This window comes from Actinoplanes sp. OR16 (assembly GCF_004001265.1).
Lineage (GTDB): Bacteria > Actinomycetota > Actinomycetes > Mycobacteriales > Micromonosporaceae > Actinoplanes.
This window is the reverse complement of record NZ_AP019371.1, coordinates 1,996,372-2,018,873: the sequence shown is the minus strand read 5'-3', so window position 1 is coordinate 2,018,873 and position 22,502 is coordinate 1,996,372. Positions and strand designations below refer to the sequence as shown.

16 protein-coding genes, 1 tRNA gene and 1 other RNA gene are annotated in these 22,502 nt (G+C 68.7%); 13 read left to right on the top strand and 5 right to left on the bottom strand.

The features are described 5' to 3' along the window. The first annotated feature begins 276 nt into the window (after positions 1 to 276). The 4 genes from EP757_RS09330 (at position 277) to EP757_RS09315 (ending at position 6,836) form a co-directional block, all read left to right on the top strand. On the top strand, positions 277 to 486 hold the full coding sequence (locus EP757_RS09330) for a hypothetical protein (protein WP_127543917.1): 210 nt from the start codon (positions 277 to 279) through the stop codon (positions 484 to 486). A gap of 168 nt (positions 487 to 654) precedes the next feature. Next, the gene (locus EP757_RS09325) at positions 655 to 996 is read left to right on the top strand and encodes an STAS domain-containing protein (protein WP_127543915.1); all 342 of its coding nucleotides are present in this window, start codon (positions 655 to 657) and stop codon (positions 994 to 996) included. A 61-nt stretch (positions 997 to 1,057) separates the two neighbouring features. Then, positions 1,058 to 3,610: a hypothetical protein gene (locus EP757_RS09320; protein WP_127543913.1), complete on the top strand. Its 2,553-nt coding sequence runs from the start codon at positions 1,058 to 1,060 to the stop codon at positions 3,608 to 3,610. Positions 3,611 to 3,725: 115 nt separating this feature from the next. Further along, positions 3,726 to 6,836: a hypothetical protein gene (locus EP757_RS09315; RefSeq protein WP_127543912.1), complete on the top strand. Its 3,111-nt coding sequence runs from the start codon at positions 3,726 to 3,728 to the stop codon at positions 6,834 to 6,836. Between the two features lie 150 nt (positions 6,837 to 6,986). On the opposite strand, the gene EP757_RS09310 is transcribed toward EP757_RS09315, so the two are convergent. After that, positions 6,987 to 7,074: transfer RNA gene (locus EP757_RS09310), tRNA-Ser, on the bottom strand. 81 nt (positions 7,075 to 7,155) lie between these two features. Here EP757_RS09310 and ffs point away from each other — a divergent pair. From ffs to EP757_RS09265, 9 genes are all read left to right on the top strand, one after another. After that, positions 7,156 to 7,252: signal recognition particle sRNA small type (gene ffs / locus EP757_RS09305), an RNA gene on the top strand. 74 nt (positions 7,253 to 7,326) lie between these two features. After that, positions 7,327 to 10,524, top strand: a complete 3,198-nt coding sequence (locus EP757_RS09300) for a DNA polymerase III subunit gamma and tau (RefSeq protein WP_127543910.1) — start codon at positions 7,327 to 7,329, stop codon at positions 10,522 to 10,524. Positions 10,525 to 10,657: 133 nt separating this feature from the next. Further along, a complete protein-coding gene (locus EP757_RS09295) occupies positions 10,658 to 10,981 on the top strand; it encodes a YbaB/EbfC family nucleoid-associated protein (RefSeq protein ID WP_127543908.1) in 324 nt (107 codons plus the stop codon). Positions 10,982 to 10,984: 3 nt separating this feature from the next. Next, complete coding sequence (recR, locus tag EP757_RS09290) at positions 10,985 to 11,578, top strand: recombination mediator RecR (RefSeq protein WP_127543906.1); 594 nt, start codon at positions 10,985 to 10,987, stop codon at positions 11,576 to 11,578. 404 nt (positions 11,579 to 11,982) lie between these two features. Next, positions 11,983 to 12,990, top strand: coding sequence for an ABC transporter permease (locus tag EP757_RS09285; protein ID WP_127543904.1), 1,008 nt, complete (start codon positions 11,983 to 11,985; stop codon positions 12,988 to 12,990). Positions 12,991 to 13,065: 75 nt separating this feature from the next. Then, positions 13,066 to 14,850: an ABC transporter substrate-binding protein gene (locus EP757_RS09280; protein WP_174262369.1), complete on the top strand. Its 1,785-nt coding sequence runs from the start codon at positions 13,066 to 13,068 to the stop codon at positions 14,848 to 14,850. Positions 14,851 to 14,967: 117 nt separating this feature from the next. Further along, complete coding sequence (locus tag EP757_RS09275; RefSeq protein WP_127543902.1) at positions 14,968 to 15,969, top strand: ABC transporter permease; 1,002 nt, start codon at positions 14,968 to 14,970, stop codon at positions 15,967 to 15,969. A gap of 11 nt (positions 15,970 to 15,980) precedes the next feature. Further along, positions 15,981 to 17,021, top strand: a complete 1,041-nt coding sequence (locus EP757_RS09270) for an ABC transporter ATP-binding protein (protein ID WP_127543900.1) — start codon at positions 15,981 to 15,983, stop codon at positions 17,019 to 17,021. 18 nt (positions 17,022 to 17,039) lie between these two features. Continuing rightward, complete coding sequence (locus tag EP757_RS09265; RefSeq protein ID WP_127543898.1) at positions 17,040 to 18,077, top strand: ABC transporter ATP-binding protein; 1,038 nt, start codon at positions 17,040 to 17,042, stop codon at positions 18,075 to 18,077. 61 nt (positions 18,078 to 18,138) lie between these two features. Here EP757_RS09265 and EP757_RS09260 read toward each other — a convergent pair whose 3' ends face one another. From EP757_RS09260 to EP757_RS09245, 4 genes are read right to left on the bottom strand one after another with little or no spacing between them, the layout of a single operon-like run. Continuing rightward, positions 18,139 to 19,932, bottom strand: a complete 1,794-nt coding sequence (locus EP757_RS09260; protein ID WP_160165769.1) for a calcium-binding protein — start codon at positions 19,930 to 19,932, stop codon at positions 18,139 to 18,141. 58 nt (positions 19,933 to 19,990) lie between these two features. Beyond that, entirely contained in the window at positions 19,991 to 21,517 is a 1,527-nt protein-coding gene (locus EP757_RS09255; RefSeq protein WP_160165768.1) for a beta-N-acetylhexosaminidase, read from the bottom strand. 31 nt (positions 21,518 to 21,548) lie between these two features. Next, positions 21,549 to 21,914 (bottom strand): hypothetical protein, encoded by a 366-nt coding sequence (locus EP757_RS09250; protein ID WP_370457852.1) that lies wholly within the window; start codon positions 21,912 to 21,914, stop codon positions 21,549 to 21,551. Next, positions 21,809 to 22,441, bottom strand: a complete 633-nt coding sequence (locus tag EP757_RS09245) for an HNH endonuclease family protein (RefSeq protein WP_174262368.1) — start codon at positions 22,439 to 22,441, stop codon at positions 21,809 to 21,811. The genes EP757_RS09250 and EP757_RS09245 overlap by 106 nt, the downstream gene beginning before the upstream one ends. Positions 22,442 to 22,502: the final 61 nt, after the last annotated feature.

The window sequence follows — 22,502 nt, the reverse complement described above, 5'->3', positions numbered from 1 at the left end:
CCTTCGCGGGGATCACCCGTCCATGCGAGCGACGGCTCGTCCGTTCGGTTGTTCTCCATGATCAGCGCTGGTTTGTGTTACGACGCGGTTTCACTGCACGTCAGAGCCATAATTACTCCGTGTAGTGAATCTTGGACGACCCTCAGACGTCGGGAGTAGCGCAAGTCACGCGACTCAAATCCACCGGATCAGACAATGCGGTTCTGACCGGGCGTCGGCGAACTTCCGGAGGATCGCCCTACGCAGATCTGTCGATACCTGTCCTAGATTTGACACGTGAGAGTTGAGTATCACTGGTGGAATGGCGATCTCCGTCTCCAGCGTCGTGACGTCTACATCCGGACCGACGGCGAGATGTGGGAGGTCGAGGCCCAACTGGGCGGCCCTGAGGGCAAGTCCAAGGTGCAGCAGTGTCCCGGCCGATCATCCGCGATGATCCTGGCCGACGCGTGGCGTGGTCCACGCTGGCAGTGGCGCGAGCTCTGAGGAGCGCCAGGAGCCTGGGCTGTGCCGCCCCCGCTTGACTGTTTACGGCTCAGCCTTTCGCAACGGGTCGGACCCTGTGGGGTCCGGCCCGTTCGCTTGTCACCAGTGGGAAGTCAGACGCACGTCCTGTCCGATGTGTCGGGAACATGTGGATCTAGCGTAGATTCCATGCAGGCCATCGTCATCGAACACCGATCCGACATCGCGGTACTCCAGCTGTGCGGCGAACTCGACGCCGACACGGCCGGGCAGCTGTACGCCGCGCTCGCCGGCCTGCTGGAACGCCCGGTGCCGAGGATCGTCGTCGACCTCACCCAGCTCAAGTTCTGCGACTCGGTCGGGCTCAGCGCGTTCGTCACCAGCAAACAGGTGATCGCCGCGCGGGGCGGGTGGCTGAGCTTCGCCGGCGCCGACCAGTTCCTGGCGCAGCTGCTGGAGACCGTCGGCCTGAGCCGTTATTTCGCGATCTTCCCGGAAGTCGAGGACGCGATCGCCGCAGCGCGGCTATAGGTGGCCGTTCATATTCATGACATGATCTCCGCGCTCGATGGACTTACACGCGGGGGGCGTCGTGGGGCGATGGCTCATATCAATCGGTGCGGCTCTGGCGGTCGCCCTCTCCGGGGTGTCGCTGCCCGCATCGGCAGCGCCGGCGGCCCCGGCCGTCACCGCGGATCTTCCGGACTCGGTCGATCCGGCCGCCTGTCCCGAGGTGACGGCGGGAACCTTCGGCGCCGCGCCGGCCGGGCCGCTCGGCGGCGGTGACTGCCGGCGGATCGTCCTGGAAGAGGACGGCTGGCACCTCATCGAGGCGATCGACGAGCAGAACGACTGGCACGGGCACACCGTCTACGACGAGGCCGGCGCGGTCGCGTGCACCGGCGGCTACTGCGATCTGAAGGCGGGTGTCTACACGCTTGTCGCCGCCGGGATCACCGTGCCGTTCGCCACGGCGGTCATCCCGTTCACCGCGGCCGGCTGCGAGGCGGTCGACGGACGGGGCTTCACCGGCGACGCGTACACCGGCACCAGCACCGTCGCCGGTCAGATCGACTGCCTGGAGGTGTCCGGCGGGGCCGGGGCCTACCAGGTCGCGCTACCGGAGAGCGACCGTGCGACCTGGCCCGACCTGCGGCTGGTCCAGCCGTCCGGCCCGACCGGCTGTGGCAACAAGGATCTCGTGCTCGGCGCGAGCTGCAAGGTCTCGAAGAACGAGCCGGTCCGGCTGATCGTCTCGATGCAGGACGCCATCCCCGCCGGCGGTCTCGCGTACCGGCTCGCCGCGCAGCGGATGACCGGCGAGACCGGTTGCCTGGAGCTGCCGGCCGGTGAGTTCGGCGTGACGGGCGGGGAGACCTTCGAGTTCTCCTCGGCACGGTTCGTCACCTGCTACACCATCCCGGCCGGCCACGCGGCGCGGGAGATCCTGACCCTGGCCGGTGGCGCGGTCGCGCGCGTCTACGACTCCGCGGGCGCCTCGACGTGCCAGTCGACGAACGTGCCGGCAATGAAGTTCTACGGCTGCGACTTCGCCCCCGGTGCGAAGTACACGGTCGTGGTGGCCGCCTACGGCGACGGCGGCGCCCGGGTGAACCGGCTCGACGCCACCGGCGCGAAGTGTGCGAACCCGGTCGCCACCACGTTCGGCGGCAGGGAGTCCGAGGGCGTGCTCAGGGAGCGCGATCAGGTCCACTGCTACCGCAACAGCGGACTCTCCTGGATCAACGCGATTCCGACGGATCGGATCTGGTGGCCCGAAGACCCCAGCGGCGCGGAACCGGATCCGGCGCCCGTGCCGACGATCCTGCACTTCGGCAAAGACGGCAAGCTGACGTCGTGCGGCAGCTCCTGCCAGGTCAGCGCATCGGCGTACTTCCTCACGTCGTACCTGCCCTCGATGTACGGGGTCGGGACCTGGAGCCTGGACGGCCCCACCGACTGTGCGAGCCACCTGGCCTCGGTGGCCTACGGCTTCGGACCGATCTCCGGCACGCTCTCCGGCGTGTTTCCCGGTACCGCTCCTCGGGCGTGGTGCCAGGTCCTGCCGGCGAACGCCGGTGACCGCTACCGGGTGACGGTCGAGGGCAGCGGCGGCTCCCTGCCGGACCCTTACATGCTCAGTGACGACGGGACCGTGGAGCGTTGCAGCCAGGATCATTCCTGGTACGTGTGCACGCCCCGATTCGCGGCAGGGAAGACGAAGGGGACCGCACGGCTCGCGATGGTCGTCCATCGCAACGCCGCCGTGAACCAGTTCACGGTGCGGGCGACCTGCCTGACCGGGTTGTGCGGCGGGGACGAGTACTCGCTCTACCCCGCCCAGCAGATCAACGTGACGGCCGGGCGCAAGGCGCGGTTCACGCTGGCCGGCACCGCGCTGCACACCGGCGACACGGTACGGGTGACCCGCAGCGGGCAGGCCGCGATCCCGGTCAAGGTTCTCTCGGTGTCGGCGGCCCGCACGAGCATGACGGTGGAGGCCGACTTCACGAAGGCGGCGACCGGCAGGTGGAACGTGGCCGGCACGTCCTACTCGAAGACCGGCACCGGCCAGATGAACAACCTGGTCAACGTGATGCCGATGCCGAAGCTCGGCGTCAAGGCGAAGCCGTCGGTCACCGGGAAGGCGGCGGTCGGGCTGACCGTGCGGGCCACCACCGGGACCTTCAACCCGAAGCCGGCGTCGGTCCGCTACCAGTGGACCGCCAACGGGGTCGCGATCAAGGGGGCGACCGGTTCCTCGTACAAGATCCCGGCTTCTCTGCGCGGTAAGCGCATCGCCGTGATCGTGACCGCGCGGGCCAGCGGGTACACGGACACCGCGGTGACCTCGGCGGCGGTGACCGTCGGGTACGGCGCCGCCCCGAAGGCCACGAAGAAGCCGAAGGTCACCGGAACCGTGAAGGCCGGTAAGACGGTGAAGGCCTCGGTGGGCACCTGGTCTCCCGCGGCCACCTCCTACAAGTACGAGTGGCGGATCAACGGCAAGGTGGTCGGCAAGGCCGCCAAGCTGAAGCTCAAGAAGTCCTGGAAGGGCAAGAAGCTGACGCTCACGGTGATCGCCAAGCGGACCGGTCACCTCGACGGCCGGTCGACCACGAAGAGCGTAACTGTCAAACGCTAGGCCGTAACGGAACCGTCGCCGCCTCCCACCTGCTTCTTCTCGGCAGATGGGAAGGCGGCGCGTTCCGTTTCGATGCCTGTCAAGATCCTTCGAAAGGATCTTGACGGGGGATGGCGTGAGGCGCTGGATCGCCGCTCTGGTGAGTGGTCTCGTACTTGTCATCGGGTCGCCGGGCGTGGCCCGAGCGGAGACGGTGGAACCGGCTGCCGCATGCGGCACGCTCCGGGTCGCCGGCTTCGGGGCCCTCGCCGAGGATCAGATCGCGAGCGGCCGGATCGAGCCCGACGCGAGCGTCTGCTACACCCTCACCGCGCCGGCCGGCTGGTACCAGATCCGGACCTCCAGCGACTGGGAGGAGTGGACACTGTCCGCACCCGGCGGCGCGGTGGTCTGCAGGAGCGGGTACGGCCCCGTCGAGTGCCTCGTACCGGACGCCGGCGACCACACGCTGAGCGTGCGGTCCGAGGGCATCCGGTACGCGAGGAGCTACGCGGTGACCGTCGTCCGGCTCAGTGGCGACGACGGGTGCGCCCCGGCCGTATCGACCGCCTGGGACCAGGCCGCCGTCACGTTCCCGCAGGAATCCGGGCTGGAGCTGTTCTGCCAGCCGTTCACTGCGCGCCCGGGCGAGCGGGTGATCGCCTTCGAGGACGGCGGCGAGTGGGGCTGGATCACCGACACGACCGGAGCCCGGATCTGCTCGGACCCCGGTGGGTTGGACGACGGCTGTGTGCTGCCCGGCAGCGGGCCCTACCGGTTCCTGATGGGCAGCGTTGGCGTAGCGCGCGAGGCCCGGGCGCAGGTCCGTAGCCTGTCGGATCCGGTCGGCTGCCCGACCCTGTCGCCGGCCCTCTACGACACCGTTCCGGTCGCCGTCGTGAGCGAGATCCGGTGCCGGGCGCTGACCGTCACGGCCGGCGGGCCCTACCTCATCCGGCTGCCGGACGGCGAGTCGTGGCGGATCTTCGACCCGGCCGGCGCGCGGGTCTGTGCCTCCGGCGAACAGTGCCGGTTCCCGGTAGCAGGCTCCTACACGCTAGTGATCGGGGGCAGCTCTGTCGTGGCCCGCGACTTCACGACGACGTTCGCCTCGCTGCAGGCCGCCGGTTGTGCCGCGCTCGGTGATCAGGGCCTCGGCGGCGAGCCGTACCGCGGCTCGCTCGGCGCGGTCGGCGAGGTCGACTGCCTGCGACTGCCCGGCCCGTCCGATGCCCTGATGCTGCTGTCCACGACGGGCGGGGCCGTCCACCCCAGCCGGTTCGTCGTGAACGGATCCGGTGAGGTGATCTGTGGGCGATCCGAGTGCACGCTGAGCGGGCCGGCGCCGTACCGGGTCCTGCTTACCGCGTCCACCTCGGAAGGGGTCGGCGACTACGCCCTGCGGGCGCAGCGCCTCGATCTGGGAGCAGGCTGTTCGGCGCTGGCGCAGGGCGTCAGCACGACGGCGACGTTCGCCGGCGACCGGAAGGTCCTCTGCTACGCGATCCCGGCCGGGAAGCACGCCGCCGTGGAAGCGTTCACCTTCGCCCGGCAGACCGGTGAATCGCTTGCCGCGCTGCACATCCGGGACACCACCGGGAAGGTCGTGTGCGGCGCGGCGTACACGTCCGCCGCCTCCATGCGTATCAACGATCTGCTGCGCTGCCGGATGGACGTGGCGAAGGCGTACACCGCGCTGATCACCACCAACAAGACCGGGTCGGCTTTCCGGGTCACCCGGCGCGACGCCGTGCCGCCGGAGGCGAGCTGCCGGATCGTCACCCCGACCGTTGTCGGCGGTCCGGCCACAACCGGGACGTTCACCGCCCGGGACGACCGCCATTGTCTGCGCTTCAGCACCGCGGCGTCGAGCATTCACTGGATCGATGTACGCGGCGCTGCCCTGCGGGTCATCGACAGCGCGGGAAAGACCAGCAGCTGCCAGGTCGGACCGTGCCGGCTGACCGGATCGACCGGCTACCGGCTGGTGCTGACACCGTTGTCATACGGGACGCTGAACCACGTCGTGAACGTCTGGAATCTCGGCAGCGCCGGCCGGCCGCCCGCGCAGTGCCCGTTACAGCGGACGAGTGCTCCCGGCGCCTTCGGGCCGATCACCGGGACGCTCGGCGCTGGCCGGACCGCGGTCTGCGTGGCGCTCCCGATGGACCAGAGCCGGCACTCCTTCAAGACCTGGATGACGAACACGGCCGGTGGTGAAGAACTGCCGGAACTCCACCTCTTCCAGCCGGACGCCGAGGGCACGTCGGTGGAGGACTGCGGCTCCTCGTCGAACGGCCGGGTCTGCACGGTCTACACCACCACCGGCAGTCCGGCGATCTTCCTGATCACGCGCGGATCGGTGACCGGCGACCTGCCCTTCAAGGTCGAGACGCTCTGCGATCCCGGGCCGTGCGAGACCGGGCCGTACGAGGTCAGCGCGGTGTTGCCGTACGAAGACCTAATGAACGACCAGCCGCGCGCCGTGGGCCTGATCGGGAACTCGTTCGACCTCTCCGACCGGGTGACGCTGGTCCGTGCGGGACAGCCGTCGATTCCGGGCACTGTGAGGTATCTGCGGAACGACCGCACCGAGCTGAGCCTCCGCTTCGACATCACCGGGGCCGCGCCGGGCTACTGGGACGTGGTGACGGTCTCGTCGTTCAAGAATTCCGGAGGCAGGTACTCGCGCGAGATTCTCATCCATCCCACGTACCTGAAGTTGACGAAGGCGCCCGCGATCAGTGGTTCGGCACGGGTCGGCGCCACCGTCAAGGTGGTGAACGGGAGCTGGAGTCCGGCCGCGACCGGCTACTCCTACCAGTGGTTCGGCAACGGGGTCGCGATCAAGGGAGCGACCGGTTCGTCGTACAAAATCCCCGCCTCGATGCGCGGGAAGCGCCTGACCGTGACCGTCACCGCCAAGCGTGCCCACCGGGCGAATTCCCCGGCCGTCTCCGCAGGTGTGACGGTGGGCTGGGGAGTGGCGCCGGTCGCGAAGACCAAGCCGTCGATCTCCGGCACCGTGAAGAACGGGAAGACGGTGACGGCGAAGGTGGGTGCCTGGGCGCCGGCCGCGACCTCCTACAAGTACGTCTGGAAGCTCAACGGCAAGGTCGTCGGCAACTCGTCGAAGCTGAAGCTCAAGAAGTCCTGGAAGGGCAAGAAGCTGACCCTCACCGTGATCGCCAAGCGGACCGGTCACCTCGACGGCGTCGCCACGTCGAAGGCCTCGAAAATCAAGTGACAGACGACGAGGGCCGGCTCCGATCGGGAGCCGACCCTCGTCTGCACTGTTTTCAGGCCGAACAATACGAGACGTCGCGGCGGTGCCACGCAGCGGGGCGGCAGCCGGAAACCACGAAGGCCGGACCCGAGGGGTCCGGCCTTCGTCAGCTGGCGGAGGATACGAGATTCGAACTCGTGAGGGTGTTAACCCAACACGCTTTCCAAGCGTGCGCCCTAGGCCTCTAGGCGAATCCTCCGTGCGCCAGGATACAGAGGTTTGCGGGCGATCTCATGGAGGGGGTGCCACCGCTTCGCGCGGGGCAACCGGTAGGGTGTGAGCCAGCCCCTCGTGCGGCGTGTATCTCGTGAACCTCCCCAGGGCCGGAAGGCAGCAAGGATAAGCGGGCTCTGACGGGTGCACGGGGGGTCCTTTCATTCCCTGGGGCACGTTGTTTTGTTCTTGTCAGACCCTCGACGGACAATGGCGCGGTCGTCAGGAGGTGGCAGGAGTGGCGCTCGCCCTCTATCGGAAGTACCGACCTCGTACCTTCGCTGAGGTCATCGGCCAGGAGCACGTCACCGAGCCGTTGTCGCAGGCGTTGCGGAGCGGTCGGCTCAACCACGCATACCTCTTCTCCGGCCCACGTGGCTGCGGCAAGACGTCGAGCGCCCGGATCCTGGCGCGCTCGCTCAACTGCGAGCAGGGGCCGACACCCGATCCGTGCGGCGTCTGCATGTCCTGCAAGTCGCTCGCAAACGACGGCGCCGGCTCGATCGACGTCATCGAGATCGACGCGGCCAGCCACGGTGGTGTCGACGACGCCCGCGAGCTGCGCGAGAAGGCGTTCTTCGCCCCGGCGAACAGCCGCTACAAGATCTATGTGATCGACGAGGCCCACATGGTCTCGTCGGCCGGCTTCAACGCGTTGCTCAAGCTCGTCGAGGAGCCGCCGGAGTTCGTGAAGTTCATCTTCGCGACCACCGAGCCGGAGAAGGTCCTCGGCACGATCCGCTCGCGGACCCACCACTACCCGTTCCGGCTCATCCCGCCGGCCGCCCTGCGGCCCTACCTCCAGCAGCTCTGCGACGCCGAGGGCGTCAAGATCGACCCGGCGGTGTTCCCGCTGGTCGTGCGCGCGGGCGGCGGCAGCGCCCGGGACACCCTGTCGATCCTCGACCAGCTGATCGCGGGCGCCGGGCCGGAGGGCGTCAGCTACCCCCGCGCCGTCTCCCTCCTCGGCGTGACCGACGCCGCCCTGCTCGACGAGATGTGTGACGCGATCGCCTCGGCCGACGGCGCCGCGGCCTACACGACGATCGATCGGGTCGCCGAGGCCGGCCACGACCCGCGCCGCTTCGCCTCCGACCTGCTCGAGCGGTTCCGCGACCTGATCGTCCTGCAGCAGGTGCCCGACGCGGTGTCGAAGGGTCTGATCGACGGCCCGGCCGACCAGCTCGAAGCGATGACCGCCCAGGTCACTCGTCTCGGCCCGGCCACGCTCTCCCGCTGTGCCGACATCGTCGCCAACGGCCTCGTCGAGATGCGCGGCACGACAGCTCCGCGCCTGCTGCTCGAGCTGATCGCCGCCCGCATGCTGCTGCCCGGCGCCGACGATTCATCGGGCGCGCTTCTGCAGCGCTTGGAGCGTTTGGAGCGAGGAGCTTCCGTCGTACGGGGTGAGCATCCGTCCCCGGTCGACGCTGACGGAGACGCCACCCGTGGGTTAGGGGCACCACAGACTCCGGTCGGCGGGTCCCCTGCGGCTCCCGTGATCGCGAGTGACGCCCCGATCGGTGGGGGCCTGCCCGGTGGTGGGAGTGCCAAGGCTGCCGCGATGGAGGCGGCTCGGGCTGCTGCCCGCCGCACCGCCACGCCGCCCGGTCGCCCGGCCGCGGCGCCTGTCTCTCCGGCCGCCGCGCCTGTTTCCCCGGCTGCGCCTGTTTCCTCGACTGCGCCGGTTTCCCCTGCTGCGCCGGTCTCGCCTGCTGCGCCGGTTTCCCCTGCTGCGCCGGTCTCGCCTGCTGCGCCGGTCTCCGCTGTTCCGGTTTCTGCCGCTCCGGTCTCGGCTGCTCCTGATTCCGCTTCGCCGGTGTCCGCCGTGCCCGCCTCGGGTGCGGTGGTGGCCGGTGACGCGGCGGAACCCGACTGGAACGCCGTCGCCGACGGTGGCTACGACGAGGAGCCGCCGTGGGATGACGAGCCCGCTGAGGTTCCCGCCGCTGCGCCGCCCGCGCCGGATCCGGCGGTGCTGGCCGCCGAGTGGTTCGAGAAGGTGCGTACCGTCTGGCTCGACCTCGGCCGCGCCGACGAGACGGTCGGCAAGATGCAGAAGGCCGGCATCGTCCTCGGGACCGTCGACGGCGACACCGTCGTGTTCGGGGCGCCTCGGCCGAGCTATGCCGAGCGGTTCATGACGTTCCGGGAGCTGATCTCGGGGGCGTTCGGGCAGGCGCTGGGCGGGCAGTGGCAGATCCGCTGCGAGGTGGGCGACGTTCCTCCCGGACACGGCGGTTCCCCCGCCGGTCGGGATCAGCAGGCTCACCGCCGGCCGGCGAACGCCCCGAGCCGCGCCTCCCAGCCGGCCACCTCGTCGGCGCCCGAACGGAACACCGGACGCACCGAGTCCCGCCCGTCGCGGCCGTCCCGGGCCCCGGCAGACGCCGACGACGACAGCCACGCAGCGGCTCGACCCGCGCCCCCTGCTACGACCGCGGCCCAGCCGGTCTCGGCCGGCTCGGCTTCGGGTGGCGCGGTCTCGGCCGGCTCGGCTTCGGGTGGCGCGGCTTGGGGTGGCGCGGCTTCGGGCGGCTCGGCTTCGGGTGGCTCGGCTTCGGGTCGGCTGGATTCGGGTCGGCTGGATTCCGGTGGCTCAGCTGCGGGTCGGCTGGATTCGGGTGGTTCGGGTGCTGGGGTGGAGGCCGGTGGGGATACCGATTGGCCTGAGCCTGCGCGCCCGGGTGGCGCGGCGCCTCGCCCGGCAGCCGCAGCCCCGGCTGGGGATGACTGGCCTGAGCCTGCCAAGCCCGGTGGCGGACTGAGCGCGAGCAGGGTGGAGTCCCCCGCGGCTCCACCGGCTGAATCTGCCGCGAGTCCCGCCTCCGCGCCGCCGGTTTCCTCACCGCCTGCTTCCGCGCCACCGGCCACGCCTGCTTCGACTGCGTCCGGCGGGTTCGTGCCGGCATCGACCGCGCCCGCATCGACCGCGCCTGGTGTGGCCGCGCCTGGTATGGCCGCGACGGCTGCTGTCCAGGCCGGGTCCAAGCCTTCTGCCGCGCCTTCTGCCGCACCTTCTGCGCCCGCTTCGGGGCAGAAGGCACCCGCGGGTAAGGCTCCGGGCCGGTCGGCTGCGATGGAGGCTGCTCGCGCTGCTGCTCGTGGCGGTGGTGTGGCCGGCGGTGGGATCGCCGCTGCTCGGTCTGCTGCCGCCGGCGGACGAAGTGCGCCCGCGCGGCCGGCCGGGCCCGGTGGCGGGAGCGCCGGGGGCGGTGGGTCCGCCTGGTCGGATGGGACGCCTACCGAGGAGGCGCCCTACGACCCCGAGTTCGACGGTCCGCCCGCGCCGGGCGCCGTCATCGAGGGCTTCGACCCGGGGGATGAGCCGCTCGACGACGTGCTCGACGAGAAGACGGCTCGGCAGAGCGGTGAGGAGCTCGCCATGCAGCTGCTCCGGGACGCGTTCGGCGCGGAGAAGATCGGCGAGATCTAGTCCGGGCGGGGCGGGCGGTTCCGCTGGCGTGTCGGCGGGCATGAGGACGGTGACGGCTACGCTGGCGGCGGAACTTTCGACCGCCGTGGGTCATCGATGGCGGTTACGAAGACTGATGATGAGGAGCGGTGCCATGCGCCCCGGTGGACAGCCGAACATGCAGCAGATCATGAAGCAGGCGCAGAAGATGCAGCAGCAGGTCGCTCAGGCGCAGGCCGAGCTGGCCGAGGCCGAGCTGACCGGTACCGCCGGTGGCGGCCTGGTGACCGTCGTGGTGACCGGGCTGGGCGAGTTCAAGTCGGTGAAGATCGACCCGAAGGCGGTGGACGCCGACGACGTCGAGACCTTGGAGGACCTGGTGCTCGCCGCGATCCACAACGCGGCCGAGGCGCAGCGTGAGCTGACCGAGTCGAAGATGGGTCCGGCTACCGGTGGCCTCTCCCTGCCGGGGTTCTGATCCGTGTACGAAGGCGCCATTCAGGATCTGATCGATGAGCTGGGCCGGCTGCCGGGCGTGGGCCCGAAGTCGGCCCAGCGCATCGCGTTTCACGTGCTCTCCGCCGACCCGGCCGACGTGAAGCGGCTGTCCGACGCGCTGCGCAAGGTCAAGGAGCTGGTCCGCTTCTGCACGACCTGTTTCAACGTGGCCGAGTCGGATCAGTGCCGGGTCTGCCGGGACACCCGCCGCACCAACGAGGTGCTGTGTGTGGTGGAGGAGCCGAAGGATGTCGTCGCGATCGAGCGGACCGGCGAGTTCCGGGGGCGTTACCACGTCCTCGGCGGCGCCATCAATCCGCTGGAGGGCGTCGGCCCGGACAACCTGAAGATCCGTGAGCTGCTGATCCGGCTCGGGACCGGTGAGGTCAAGGAGCTTATCCTGGCCACCGACCCGAACACGGAGGGTGAGGCCACGGCGACCTATCTCGGCCTTCTGGTGAAGCCGATGGGTATCGCCGTCACCCGGCTCGCGAGCGGTCTGCCGGTCGGCGGTGACCTGGAATACGCCGACGAGATCACCCTCGGCCGGGCTTTCGAGGGCCGTAGAGCTATCTAGATCTACGTCTCGTAACGTGAATGTAACGCCAAGCGACCGGTTGCGCCCGATTCGCTACTTACTCGCCGTCCACGAGGTAATTTCCGTTTGTTCGGCGTTCTAGGTCACGGCCACATCACGAGGGAGACACGGAAGCATCCGCGTGCGGTCAGCGAACTTGACCCAGAGCACTCACTAGGTGAATGTTCCTCTCGATGGCGGCCACACCCGCCGTCGAGTGCCTTCGTGGCGCCGGCCAAATCTCGGCCGGCGCAAACGAGGGTCGGCACTCGAGGCATGCGATAACCGATCGGTTGCCGTTCGCTACGTGGGCCATCGCCATCGCTCGGGGGATCTTCCGTGTGCCCTCGAACCGTGGCTGTGGACTCCCGTCGCGCGGCGACTGGGAGAGGACCGGCGAATAGATGTCGCTTGGCCCAGAAGCGCCAATCGTCGATGAGACGGAGGCGCCGACAGCCGACGCGGCTGAGGTGCGAAGCCCCGGCGAGTCAGCGATCGCTGGTCGATCGCTGAAGCAGATCGCCTGGCGGCGCCTGAAGAAGGACAAGGTCGCCATCGGTGGCGGTTTCGTCGTGCTCTTCCTCATCCTCATCGCGATTGTCGCCCCTCTGCTGGTTAGGCTTTTCGGCCATCCGATCGACGAGTGGCACCCGGATCAGGTCGATCCGACGCTGGCCACGCCGATCCACCCCTGGGGCGGTATCACCTCGGACTTCCTCCTGGGCGTCGAGCCGACGACCGGGCGGGACATCTTCAGTCGCATCGTCTACGGCGCGCAGACGTCGCTGACGGTCGCGTTCCTGTCGGCGTTCCTCTCGACGATCCTGGGCGTGCTCTTCGGTACCGCTGCCGGTTTCCTCGGCGGCTGGGTCGACTCGGTGATCAGCCGGGTCATGGACTTCCTGCTGGCGTTCCCGCAGCTGCTCTTCTCGATCGCGCTGGTCTCGGTCCTGCCTCAGGAGTTCCTGGGCCTGGGCAGCCGGTGGTCCCGCGTCGCCGTTCTGGTCTTGGTGATCGGCTTCTTCGGCTGGCCGTACATCGGCCGCATCGTGCGTGGCCAGACGCTGTCCCTGCGCGAGCGGGAGTTCGTCGAGGCGGCCCGCAGCATGGGTGCCCGGTCGCCGCGCATCCTCTTCCGGGAGCTGCTGCCGAACCTGGCCGCGCCGATCCTCGTCTACACGACGCTGATCATCCCGACCAACATCCTCACCGAGGCCGCCCTGAGCTTCCTCGGCGTCGGTATCCCGCCGCCCAACCCGTCGTGGGGCGGCATGCTCTCGGACGCCGTCACCTTCTACCAGATCGATCCCATGTTCATGATCATCCCGGGCGGAATGATCTTCATTACGGTGCTGGCCTTCAACCTCTTCGGTGACGGCCTGCGCGACGCGCTCGACCCGAAGGCCCGCTGACACAGGGGTTGTTCAAGAACATCGCATTTTTGGCGGACCGGCTCGGCTCCGCTGTTCGAGGAGGTAGGAGACAAGGTGTCACGAAAGACAAGGGCGATAGCGGCTGGTGGCGTCGCTGTCGTGCTGGGACTGACCACCGCCGCGTGCGGCGGCTCGGACAGTGACAGCACCGACAGCAGCAACGCTTCTGGTGGCAAGGCCGCATACAACGCCGCGATCACGGACGTCGTCAACCCGTCGACGACCAAGGGCGGCACCCTGAACCTGTGGAGCTCGCAGGACGCGGACTCGTGGGACCCGGCGCGTGGCTACTACGCGTTCGTCTGGAACCTCAACCGCCTCTACACCCGCAAGCTGGTCGAGTACTCGGCCGTCCCGGGTAAGGCGGGCCTCGAGCTGCAGGCCGACCTCGCCGAGGCGCTGCCGACGATCAGCTCGGACAAGCTGACCTACACCTTCAAGCTGCGCAGCGGCCTGAAGTGGGACGACGGATCCCCGATCACGTCGAAGGACGTCAAGTACGGCATCGAGCGGGTCTGGGCCGCGGACGTCATCTCCGGTGGCCCGGTCTACCTGCCCGGTCTGCTGGACCAGGGCCAGAACTACCCCGGCCCGTACAAGGACACCGACGCCAACAAGCTGGGCCTGAAGTCGGTCACCACGCCGGACGACTCGACCATCGAGTTCAAGCTGGCGAAGCCGTCCTCGGACTTCATCTACCTGCTGGCCATGCCCGGCTCCGGCCCGGTGCCGCAGAAGCGGGACACCGGCGCTCAGTACGGCTCGGCGCCGGCCGCGTCCGGCCCGTACATGTTCAAGGAAGGCAGCATCCAGCCCGGCAAGGGCGTGACCTGGGTCCGTAACCCGAACTGGGACCAGGCCACCGACCCGATCCGCAAGGCGCTGCCGGACCAGATCAACCTCACCATCACCACCAACGCCGACGACCTCGACAGCCGGCTCCTCGCCGGTACCGCGGACCTCGACGTCGGCCAGACCGGTGTGCAGGCGGCGGCCCGGACCAAGGTCCTGACCGACCCGAACCTGAAGGCGAACGCGGACACCCCGACCACCGGCTTCCTCCGGTACGCGGGCCTCGCGACCTCCGTCGCGCCGCTCGACAACATCGAGTGCCGCAAGGCGGTCATCTACGCCGCCGACCCGACCACGCTGCAGTCGGCCCGTGGTGGCCCGATCGCGGGTGGCGACATCGGCACCAGCATGCTGCCGCCGAACATCGCGGGCTCGGACGCCAAGTACGACCCGTTCAACCGCCTGCAGGGCAAGTCGCAGCCGGAGGAGGCCAAGAAGGCCCTCGCCGCCTGTGGCAAGCCGAACGGCTTCGACATCAAGATCGCGGTCCGCAACAACCGTGAGGCCGAGGTCAAGACCTCCGAGGCTCTCCAGGCCGCTCTGAAGACCGTTGGCATCAACGCCTCGATCGAGCAGTACGACGGCGCGCAGCAGGCCTCCATCACCGGCTCGCCCGACAACGTGAAGAGCAAGGGCTACGGCATCATCATCGGTGGTTGGGGTGCTGACTACCCGACCGGCGCCGGCTACATGCAGCCGCTGGCCGACAGCCGCTTCATCCCGGACAACGGCAACTACAACCTGTCCGAGATCAAGGACCCGGCGATCGACAAGCTGTTCGACGACGCCCAGCTGGAGACCGACCCGGCCAAGGCCGCCGAGCTCTACAGCCAGATCAACCACAAGATCATGGAAGGCGCGTACTACCTGCCGTTCGTGGTCGACAAGGCGCTCAACTACCGCAACCCGCGGCTGACGAACGTCTACATCCACGACGCGTTCGGCATGGTCGACTTCCAGGCCGTCGGCGTCAGCGACGGCAAGTAAGCCCTCGGCAAACAGCCCTAGCGGCAACGGGTAATTCGAAGGGTTGGTGAAGGCCGCCCGCGGCGGGCGGGTATCGGTTCGCAAGACCGGTACCCGCCCGTCCTTCGGCCGAACGACGTGCTGGCTTACATCATTCGACGGGTTATCAACGCCGTCATCACGCTGCTGGTGGTCACGCTCGTGACCTTCGGTATCTTCTTCGGCGTACCGAAGATCACCGGGAGCGATCCCGCGCTTCTCTACATCGGCAAGACTGCCGACGCGGCGTCGATCGAGGGCATCCGTACGAAGATGGGTCTCGCCGACCCGATCCTGGTGCAGTACGGCAAGTTCCTGAAGGGCCTGGTCGTCGGCCGGGACTACGCGAACGGGCCGGACGTCACGCACTGCCCGGCCCCGTGCCTGGGATATTCCTTCAAGACCGACCAGGAGGTCACGCCGCTGCTGCTGAGCGACCTCCCGGTCACGCTGTCGCTCGCTATCGGCGCGGCGATCCTCTGGCTGATCATGGGCATCTCGACCGGTGTCATCTCGGCTCTGCGAAGAGGAACGTTCGTCGATAGGGCGGTGATGACGGGAGCCCTGGCCGGCGTCTCACTGCCCATCTACTTCACCGGCCTGCTGTCCTCCGCGATCTTCGTGTACTGGTTGGGCTGGCTGCCACAGGGCCAGTACGTGCCGTTCACCGAGGATCCAGCCGAGTGGTTCGTGCAGATGCTGCTGCCCTGGATCACGCTGGCCTTCCTCTTCGCGGCGACCTACGCCCGCCTGACCCGGGCGAACATGCTCGAGACGCTGGGCGAGGACTACATCCGTACGGCCCGGGCCAAGGGCCTCAAGGAGCGGACCGTCATCGGCAAGCACGGCCTGCGCTCCGGCCTCACCCCGATCGTCACGGTCTTCGGCCTCGACCTGGGCGCGCTGCTCGGCGGCGCGGTCCTCACCGAGACCGTCTTCAACCTGCGTGGCCTCGGCTACCAGGCGCTCACCGCGATCCGCGGCAACGACCTGCCGATCATCCTCGGTGTCACGCTGATCGCCGCGTTCTTCATCGTCTTCGCCAACCTGCTCGTGGACCTGGTCTACGGCGTCATCGACCCGCGTGTGCGGCTGAGCTGAGGGAGAGGAATATGTCCGTCAACTCGGCCACTGAACGCCCGTTCCTCGAGGTCAAGGACCTCACGGTCCGCTTCGAGACGGACGACGGCATCGTCCAGGCCGTCTCCGGCTCCAACTTCTCGCTCAAGGCCGGCCAGACGCTCGGCATCGTGGGCGAGTCCGGTTCCGGCAAGAGCGTCACCTCGCTCGCCGTCCTGGGTCTGCACCGCACCCGCAGCAACGCGAAGGTCAGCGGCGAGATCTGGCTCGACGACAAGGAACTGGTCACCGCCACCGACGAAGAGGTCCGCCAGCTCCGCGGCGGCAAGATGGCGATGATCTTCCAGGACCCGCTGAGCGCGATGCACCCGTACTTCACGGTCGGGTCGCAGATCGTCGAGGCGTACCGGGTGCACCACCCCGGCATCAGCAAGAAGGCCGCTCGCGAGCGCGCCATCGACATGCTGGCCCGGGTCGGCATCCCGCAGCCGGAGCGGCGTTTCCACGACTACGCCCACCAGTTCTCCGGTGGTATGCGGCAGCGCGCGATGATCGCGATGGCGCTGGTCAACGACCCGAAGCTGCTGATCGCCGACGAGCCCACCACGGCTCTCGACGTGACCGTGCAGGCGCAGATCCTGGACCTCATCCGGGATCTCCAGGAGGAGTTCGGCTCGGCAGTCATCATGATCACCCACGACCTCGGTGTGGTCGCCGAGCTCGCCGACGAGGTGCTCGTCATGTACGGCGGCAAGGTGATCGAACGAGGCCCGGCGGTCGACCTCTTCCAGCGGCCTCAGCACCCGTACACCTGGGGTCTTCTCGGAAGCATGCCCCGCCTCGACCGTGAGGTGCGCGACCGGCTCAACCCGGTCAAGGGATCTCCGCCCAGCCTGATCAACCTGCCGGAGGGGTGCGCCTTCCACCCGCGGTGCCCCTATGCCGGCCGCAACGGCGACCGTTCCTTCAAAGAGGTGCCGGTCCTCAGCGGCGGGACCCACGGGGTTGCCTGCCACCTGCCGCCCGACCTGCGCACGAAGATCTTCCAGGAAGAAGTCCTTCCGAACCTCTGAGCGGGGAGTAATAGAACGATGAGCGAGAACCTGCTCGAGGCGACCGGGGTGCAGAAGCACTTCCCGATCACGAAGGGTCTGTTCAAACGTCAGGTCGGCGCCGTGCGCGCCGTCGACGGCATCGACCTGGAGGTCCGCTCCGGCGAGACGCTGGGCCTGGTCGGCGAGTCCGGCTGTGGCAAGTCGACGCTGGGCCGGCTCTTCACCCGGATCCTGGAGCCCACCGACGGCAAGATCGTCTTTGAGGGTGAGGACATCACCCACAAGTCGGTCACGCAGATGCGGCCGCTGCGCCGCGACGTCCAGATGATCTTCCAGGACCCGTACTCGTCGCTGAACCCGCGGCACACGGTCGGCTCGATCATCTCGGCGCCGCTGCAGATCCAGAACATCCCGACCCCGCAGGGCCTCAAGAGGGCCGTGCAGGATCTGCTGGAGCTCGTCGGCCTGAACCCGGAGCACTACAACCGGTACCCGCACGAGTTCTCCGGCGGTCAGCGCCAGCGCATCGGCATCGCCCGGGCGCTCGCGCTCAAGCCGAAGCTGATCGTGGCGGACGAGCCGGTGTCGGCGCTCGACGTGTCGATCCAGGCGCAGGTCGTGAACCTGCTGGAAGACCTGCAGAACGAGTTCGACCTGACCTACGTCTTCATCGCGCACGACCTCTCGGTGGTCAGGCACATCTCCGATCGGGTCGCCGTGATGTACCTCGGCAAGGTCGTGGAGATCGCGGATCGCGACGAGCTCTACAAGAATCCGCGTCACCCGTACACGGTGGCTCTGATGTCCGCGGTCCCGGTGCCCGACCCGGTCCGCCGCGACCGCGCCCAGCGCGAGCGCGTGCTGCTCACCGGTGACGTGCCGAGCCCGATCAACCCGCCGTCCGGCTGCCGGTTCCGCACCCGCTGCTGGAAGGCACAGGACATCTGCGCCACGGAGGAGCCGCCGCTGGTCACGCGGCTCGACGACCCGCAGTCGCATCTCACCGCCTGCCACTTCCCGGTGGTCTCGGACGAGATCGTCGCGGGCCGCAAGCCGGCTGCCACGCCTGCTTGACCGATCCGGTACACGAAGAAGGCCGCCCCTCACGTGGAGGGGCGGCCTTCTCGTTACCCGCCTAGATGTCGCCGTCAGGGAAGGGCACGGTATCCACATCTTCGACGTCGGCGGCCACGATGTCCTGGGATTCGGCGTAGGCGCGGTCGGTGCCGTCGCCGCCGGACAAGGTGTCGGTGGCGTTGTCGACGTAGAAGTAGTCCGGGGGGTAGTCGCCGCCGGATTCAGGCCAAGTGTTGTTGTACAGCAGGTCGTTCCCGGCGCCACCCTCGATCGTGTCCTCGCCGACACCGCCGGAGAGGACGTCGTTGCCGCTGGTGCCGGTGATCTTGTCGGCACCCCCGGCGCCACGGATCCGTGACACGCCGGAGAGGACGTCGGCGCCCTGGCCGCCGGTGAACTCCCAGAGCTCACCGACGAAGGTATCGGTCTCACCGGCCTGTTTGGCCGTCTTGCCGTCGAAGGTGATCGAGGAGGATCGCTCCTCGTAGCTCACCGAGCTGTAGGTTTCCTCTTTGTTGCTGATGGTGAAGGTGTCGTTGTCCGGCTCCGCCGAGCTGGCGGGGGCGGCCTCCCAGTGGGTACCGTCCAGGCCGCCGATGATGGTGTCGTTGCCCGACCCGTCGTAGACCCAGCCCGAGCCCGCTCCCATGTCGATGTGGTCGTTGCCGGGTCCTGCGTCGGCGATCTCCCGACCGGCGCCGCCGAGGATGCGGTCCCCGCCCAGTCCGCCTTTCAGGAGGTCATCGCCGTCCCCGCCGTCGAGCACGTCATCGCCGTCCGAGCCGTAGAGCTCGTCGGCTCCGCCGTTACCCACCACCGTGTCGTTGCCGGGTCCGCCGATGAGCCGGCTCGCCTCGGGCCCGCTGGTCAGGCGGTCGTTGCCCGCGCCGCCCTGGATGAACTCGACGTCCGCTTCGACGGTGTCCTGCTCGCCGGCCTGGCCGTCGTTGGCGCCCGCACCGGCCTGGACCGTGACGGACGCGGTCCGGTTCCGGTAGGTCACCGTGTCCTTGTCGCCGCCACCGGTGATGATGTCCCGATCGGTGCGACCCGCGACCCAGCGTTCCTGAACGAACGTGTCACGGCTCTCGCCGCCGATCAGCCGGTCGTCGCCGAGGCCGTCGTAGATCTCGTCGTTGCCGCCGCCGCCGTCCAGCACGTCGTTGCCGTCGTTGCCGGACATGATGTCCTCGCCGTCGCGGCCGAACAGCGTGTCGTTGCCGGCGTGAGCGGTGATCCGGTCGTTGCCCGCACCGCCGCTGAGCGTGTCGTCGCCGACGTCGCCGCTCAGGCCGTCCCAGCCGTCCTCGCCCCAGACCTGGTCGTTGCCGATCTCGCCCCAGAGAAGGTCGTCGCCGGCACCGCCATAGATGCTGTCGTTACCGGTGCCGCCGTAGACCTTGTCCTTGCCCGCCTGGCCCCAGATCTTGTCGTTGCCCTCCCGGCCGTAGACGGTGTCGTCGCCGTCCTCGCCGCCGAGCGAGTCCGCGGCCGGGCCGCCGACCAGTGTGTCGTTGCCGGTGCCGCCGGTCACCCGTACCGGAGAGGTGGTGTTGTTGCGGAAGGTGTCGTTGAGGTCGCCGAGGCCGGCGCTGATCAACGAGAGCGTCGCGATGGTGCAGGTGACCCGGGTCGCGTCGCCTGTCACCTGGACGCAGCCCGCGCCGGGCTTGAGCGCGACCTGGTCGTCGATGGTGACGACGTTGCCGGACCGGCCGACGGTGATGTTGTTGGCGTTGCCGGCTCCGGCAGCGACCTCGATGGTCGTGCCGGTCACCCGGGCGGTGCCGATGGAGGCGGCCATCGCCGGTGCCGCCATGACACCGACGGAGATGGTGCTGAGCAGGGTCATACCGACCCAGCAAGAACGCGAGATATTCATGAAACTCCCCGTTTGAGTTCCATGGATCTTAATGCCCCCACGGGATTTTTGGCGATTCGTAGAACCGGACTCCTAGTCGGGTCCACTGTGGACCGTAGGCGCCGATGCGCTGCCGAAACGACTCCCAGTCGTGGGTGGACCAGGGCGACCAGCCGAGCTCGGCGATCGCGACGAGGCGCGGAAACGCCAGGAATTCGATGTCCGCGGAATCCCGCAGGGTCTCCGACCAGAGTGGAGCTTCAACCCCGAAGATCAATTCCGGGGGTACGGTCTTGAGCCGCGCCCCGGGATTCCAGTCGTACGCGTCGTCCACCTCGGTCGTGCCCGCCCAGTTCATCCCACCGGCCGGCGTCTGCCTGTCGTACTGCATGTCCAGGTACGCCTGGCTGGCCGGCGAGACGATGACCCGCTGGTTCGTCGTGAGCGGCTCGGTGTGGTTCCAGTATTGGACGATCGCGCCCTCGGGCTCGGCTGCCGCGATCTCCTGCCAGCCGATCGGGATCTTCCCGTACTTCCGGGCCAGCGGCATGACCCGCTTCTGGAACGTCACGTAGTCGGCGTGCGGGGTGGCGCGTGCCTCGTCGCCGCCGATGTGCAGGTAGGGGCCGGGTGTCATCGCGGCCAGCTCGCGGATCACGTCCTCGGCGAACCGGTAGGTGATCTCCTTGCCGGCGCAGAGCGAGCTGTAGCCGACCGCCGTGTCGGTTCGCTGCCGCGGCGCGACACCGTCGCAGGTCAGCTCGGGGTAGGCGACCTGGGCCGCGTTCACGTGCCCCGGCATGTCGACCTCCGGGATGACGGTGATGTAGCGATCGGCGGCGTACGTCACCAGGTCCCGGTAGGCGGCCTTGGTGAGGTAGCCGCCGCCGGCCCCGTCCACCCCGGTGCCCGGCGCGCCGCTCACGGCGGTGAGCTCGGGCCAGCTGTCGATCTGGATCCGCCAGCCCTGGTCGTCGGCGAGGTGCAGATGCAGGTAGTTGATTTTGAAGCGGCTGATCTGGTCGATGTAGCGCTTGACCTCGTCCGGCGTGTGGAAGTGGCGGGCCAGGTCGAGCATCGCGCCGCGGTAGGCGTAGCGGGGCTCGTCGTCGATCCGGCCGCCGGGGATGATCCATGCGGCCTGCTGGACCGTGCCGGCGTCGATCGCCGCGGGGAGCAGCTGGCGGAGTGTCTGCACGCCGTTGTTGAGGCCCGCGGGGGTGCCGGCCGTGAGATCGACCCGGTCCTCGCCGACGTCGAGCCGGTAGGCCTCGCCGGCGATCGATGTGTCGAGCCGCAGCGCGACGTCCCCGGTCGCGGCGACCGGGAGGCGGAATCCGGTGGCCGGTCTCAGCGTGGCGGCCAGCAGCTCGGCCACCGGCAGGGCGTCCCCCTCGGCGGCGATCCCGGAGGCCTCGGTCAGCTCGAACCGCACCCCGCTGGGCGTGACCCGGGCCGGGGCCGGCAGGACGCTCGCCAGCGAACGGGCGAGCGGCGCCGGCGTAGGCGCCGGCTCGGTGCAGGCCGCCAGAGGAAGGACCAGGAGCGAGGTTGCGGCGAGGGTGGCGAGACGCACCGTGCGACTGTACCGAGACTTAACAGTAGGGTCAGCCCTCCGGACGGTTCAGCAGGCCGACCGCGATGGTGTGCACCGCGTCCAGCGCGGCCGGGTCGGTGACCGGCGCCTTGCCGCCGGTCACGGCGTACCACTCGTCGGCGTCCTTGTACTGCACGCTCAGCACCACGTCGCCGCCGGAGATCGCGGTCCGCAGCGTCAGGTCCCCGGTCACGACGCCGACCTCGTCGGTCATCACGCCGCCCGGGCCGGGGACGATGTCAGTCGTCCGGGACTGATCCGGTGGGGTCATCAGCACGTCTCCAACATGTCGTCGAGCGCCACCTTCTCCTTCTCGGTGACGGTCAGCTCCCAGTAGCTCTTCACGGTTACCCAGTCGGTGGCGTACTCGCACCAGTTGTCGCGCGCCGGCGGTTTCCAGGTCGACGGGTCCTGATCGCCCTTCGACCGGTTGGAGGTCGCCGAGACCGCGAGCAGTTGCGGCCGGTCCAGGTCGTTGGCGAAGTCGCCGCGCTTGTCGTTGTCCCACTTCGCGGCTCCGGAACGCCAGGCGTTCGCCAGCGGGACCGTGTGGTCGATGTCCACCTTGGTCGGCGAGTCCAGGGTCTTGTCGTCGTAGAGGCTGTGCCAGGTGCCGGCCACGACGTTGCAGCCGGAGAGCTTGACCTTCTCGCCGTCGCGCTCCAGCACCGAGTCACGGACGTCGCAGTTCGAACCGGTGTCCCGCCAGTGCGGGAACTTCGCCCGGGAGTAGTTCTTCATGCTTGCGGCGGTGGCGACGGTCAGGCCGTCCAGTTGCGTGCGGACCTCGTCGGCGGAGGATCCCGACGACGACGAGGAACCGGGGTCGCCGGCATCGACGACCTCACAACCGGTGAGAGCTAGGGCGGCGGTCAGAACCAGGGGGGCGATGAAACGTGGCACGACGTCAGCCTATGCGCGAAACCCGCGTGCCGCCCGGTCGGCGGCACGCGGGGGAGTGAGT

Bases quoted from the DNA above. Each gene is read 5' to 3' on its own strand.
- EP757_RS09325 (WP_127543915.1), top strand. From the start codon at position 655: ATGCAGGCCATCGTCATCGAACACCGATCCGACATCGCGGTACTCCAG.
- EP757_RS09295 (WP_127543908.1), top strand. From the start codon at position 10,658: ATGCGCCCCGGTGGACAGCCGAACATGCAGCAGATCATGAAGCAGGCG.
- EP757_RS09285 (WP_127543904.1), top strand. From the start codon at position 11,983: ATGTCGCTTGGCCCAGAAGCGCCAATCGTCGATGAGACGGAGGCGCCG.
- EP757_RS09270 (WP_127543900.1), top strand. From the start codon at position 15,981: ATGTCCGTCAACTCGGCCACTGAACGCCCGTTCCTCGAGGTCAAGGAC.
- EP757_RS09265 (WP_127543898.1), top strand. From the start codon at position 17,040: ATGAGCGAGAACCTGCTCGAGGCGACCGGGGTGCAGAAGCACTTCCCG.
- EP757_RS09260 (WP_160165769.1), bottom strand. From the start codon at position 19,932: ATGACCCTGCTCAGCACCATCTCCGTCGGTGTCATGGCGGCACCGGCG.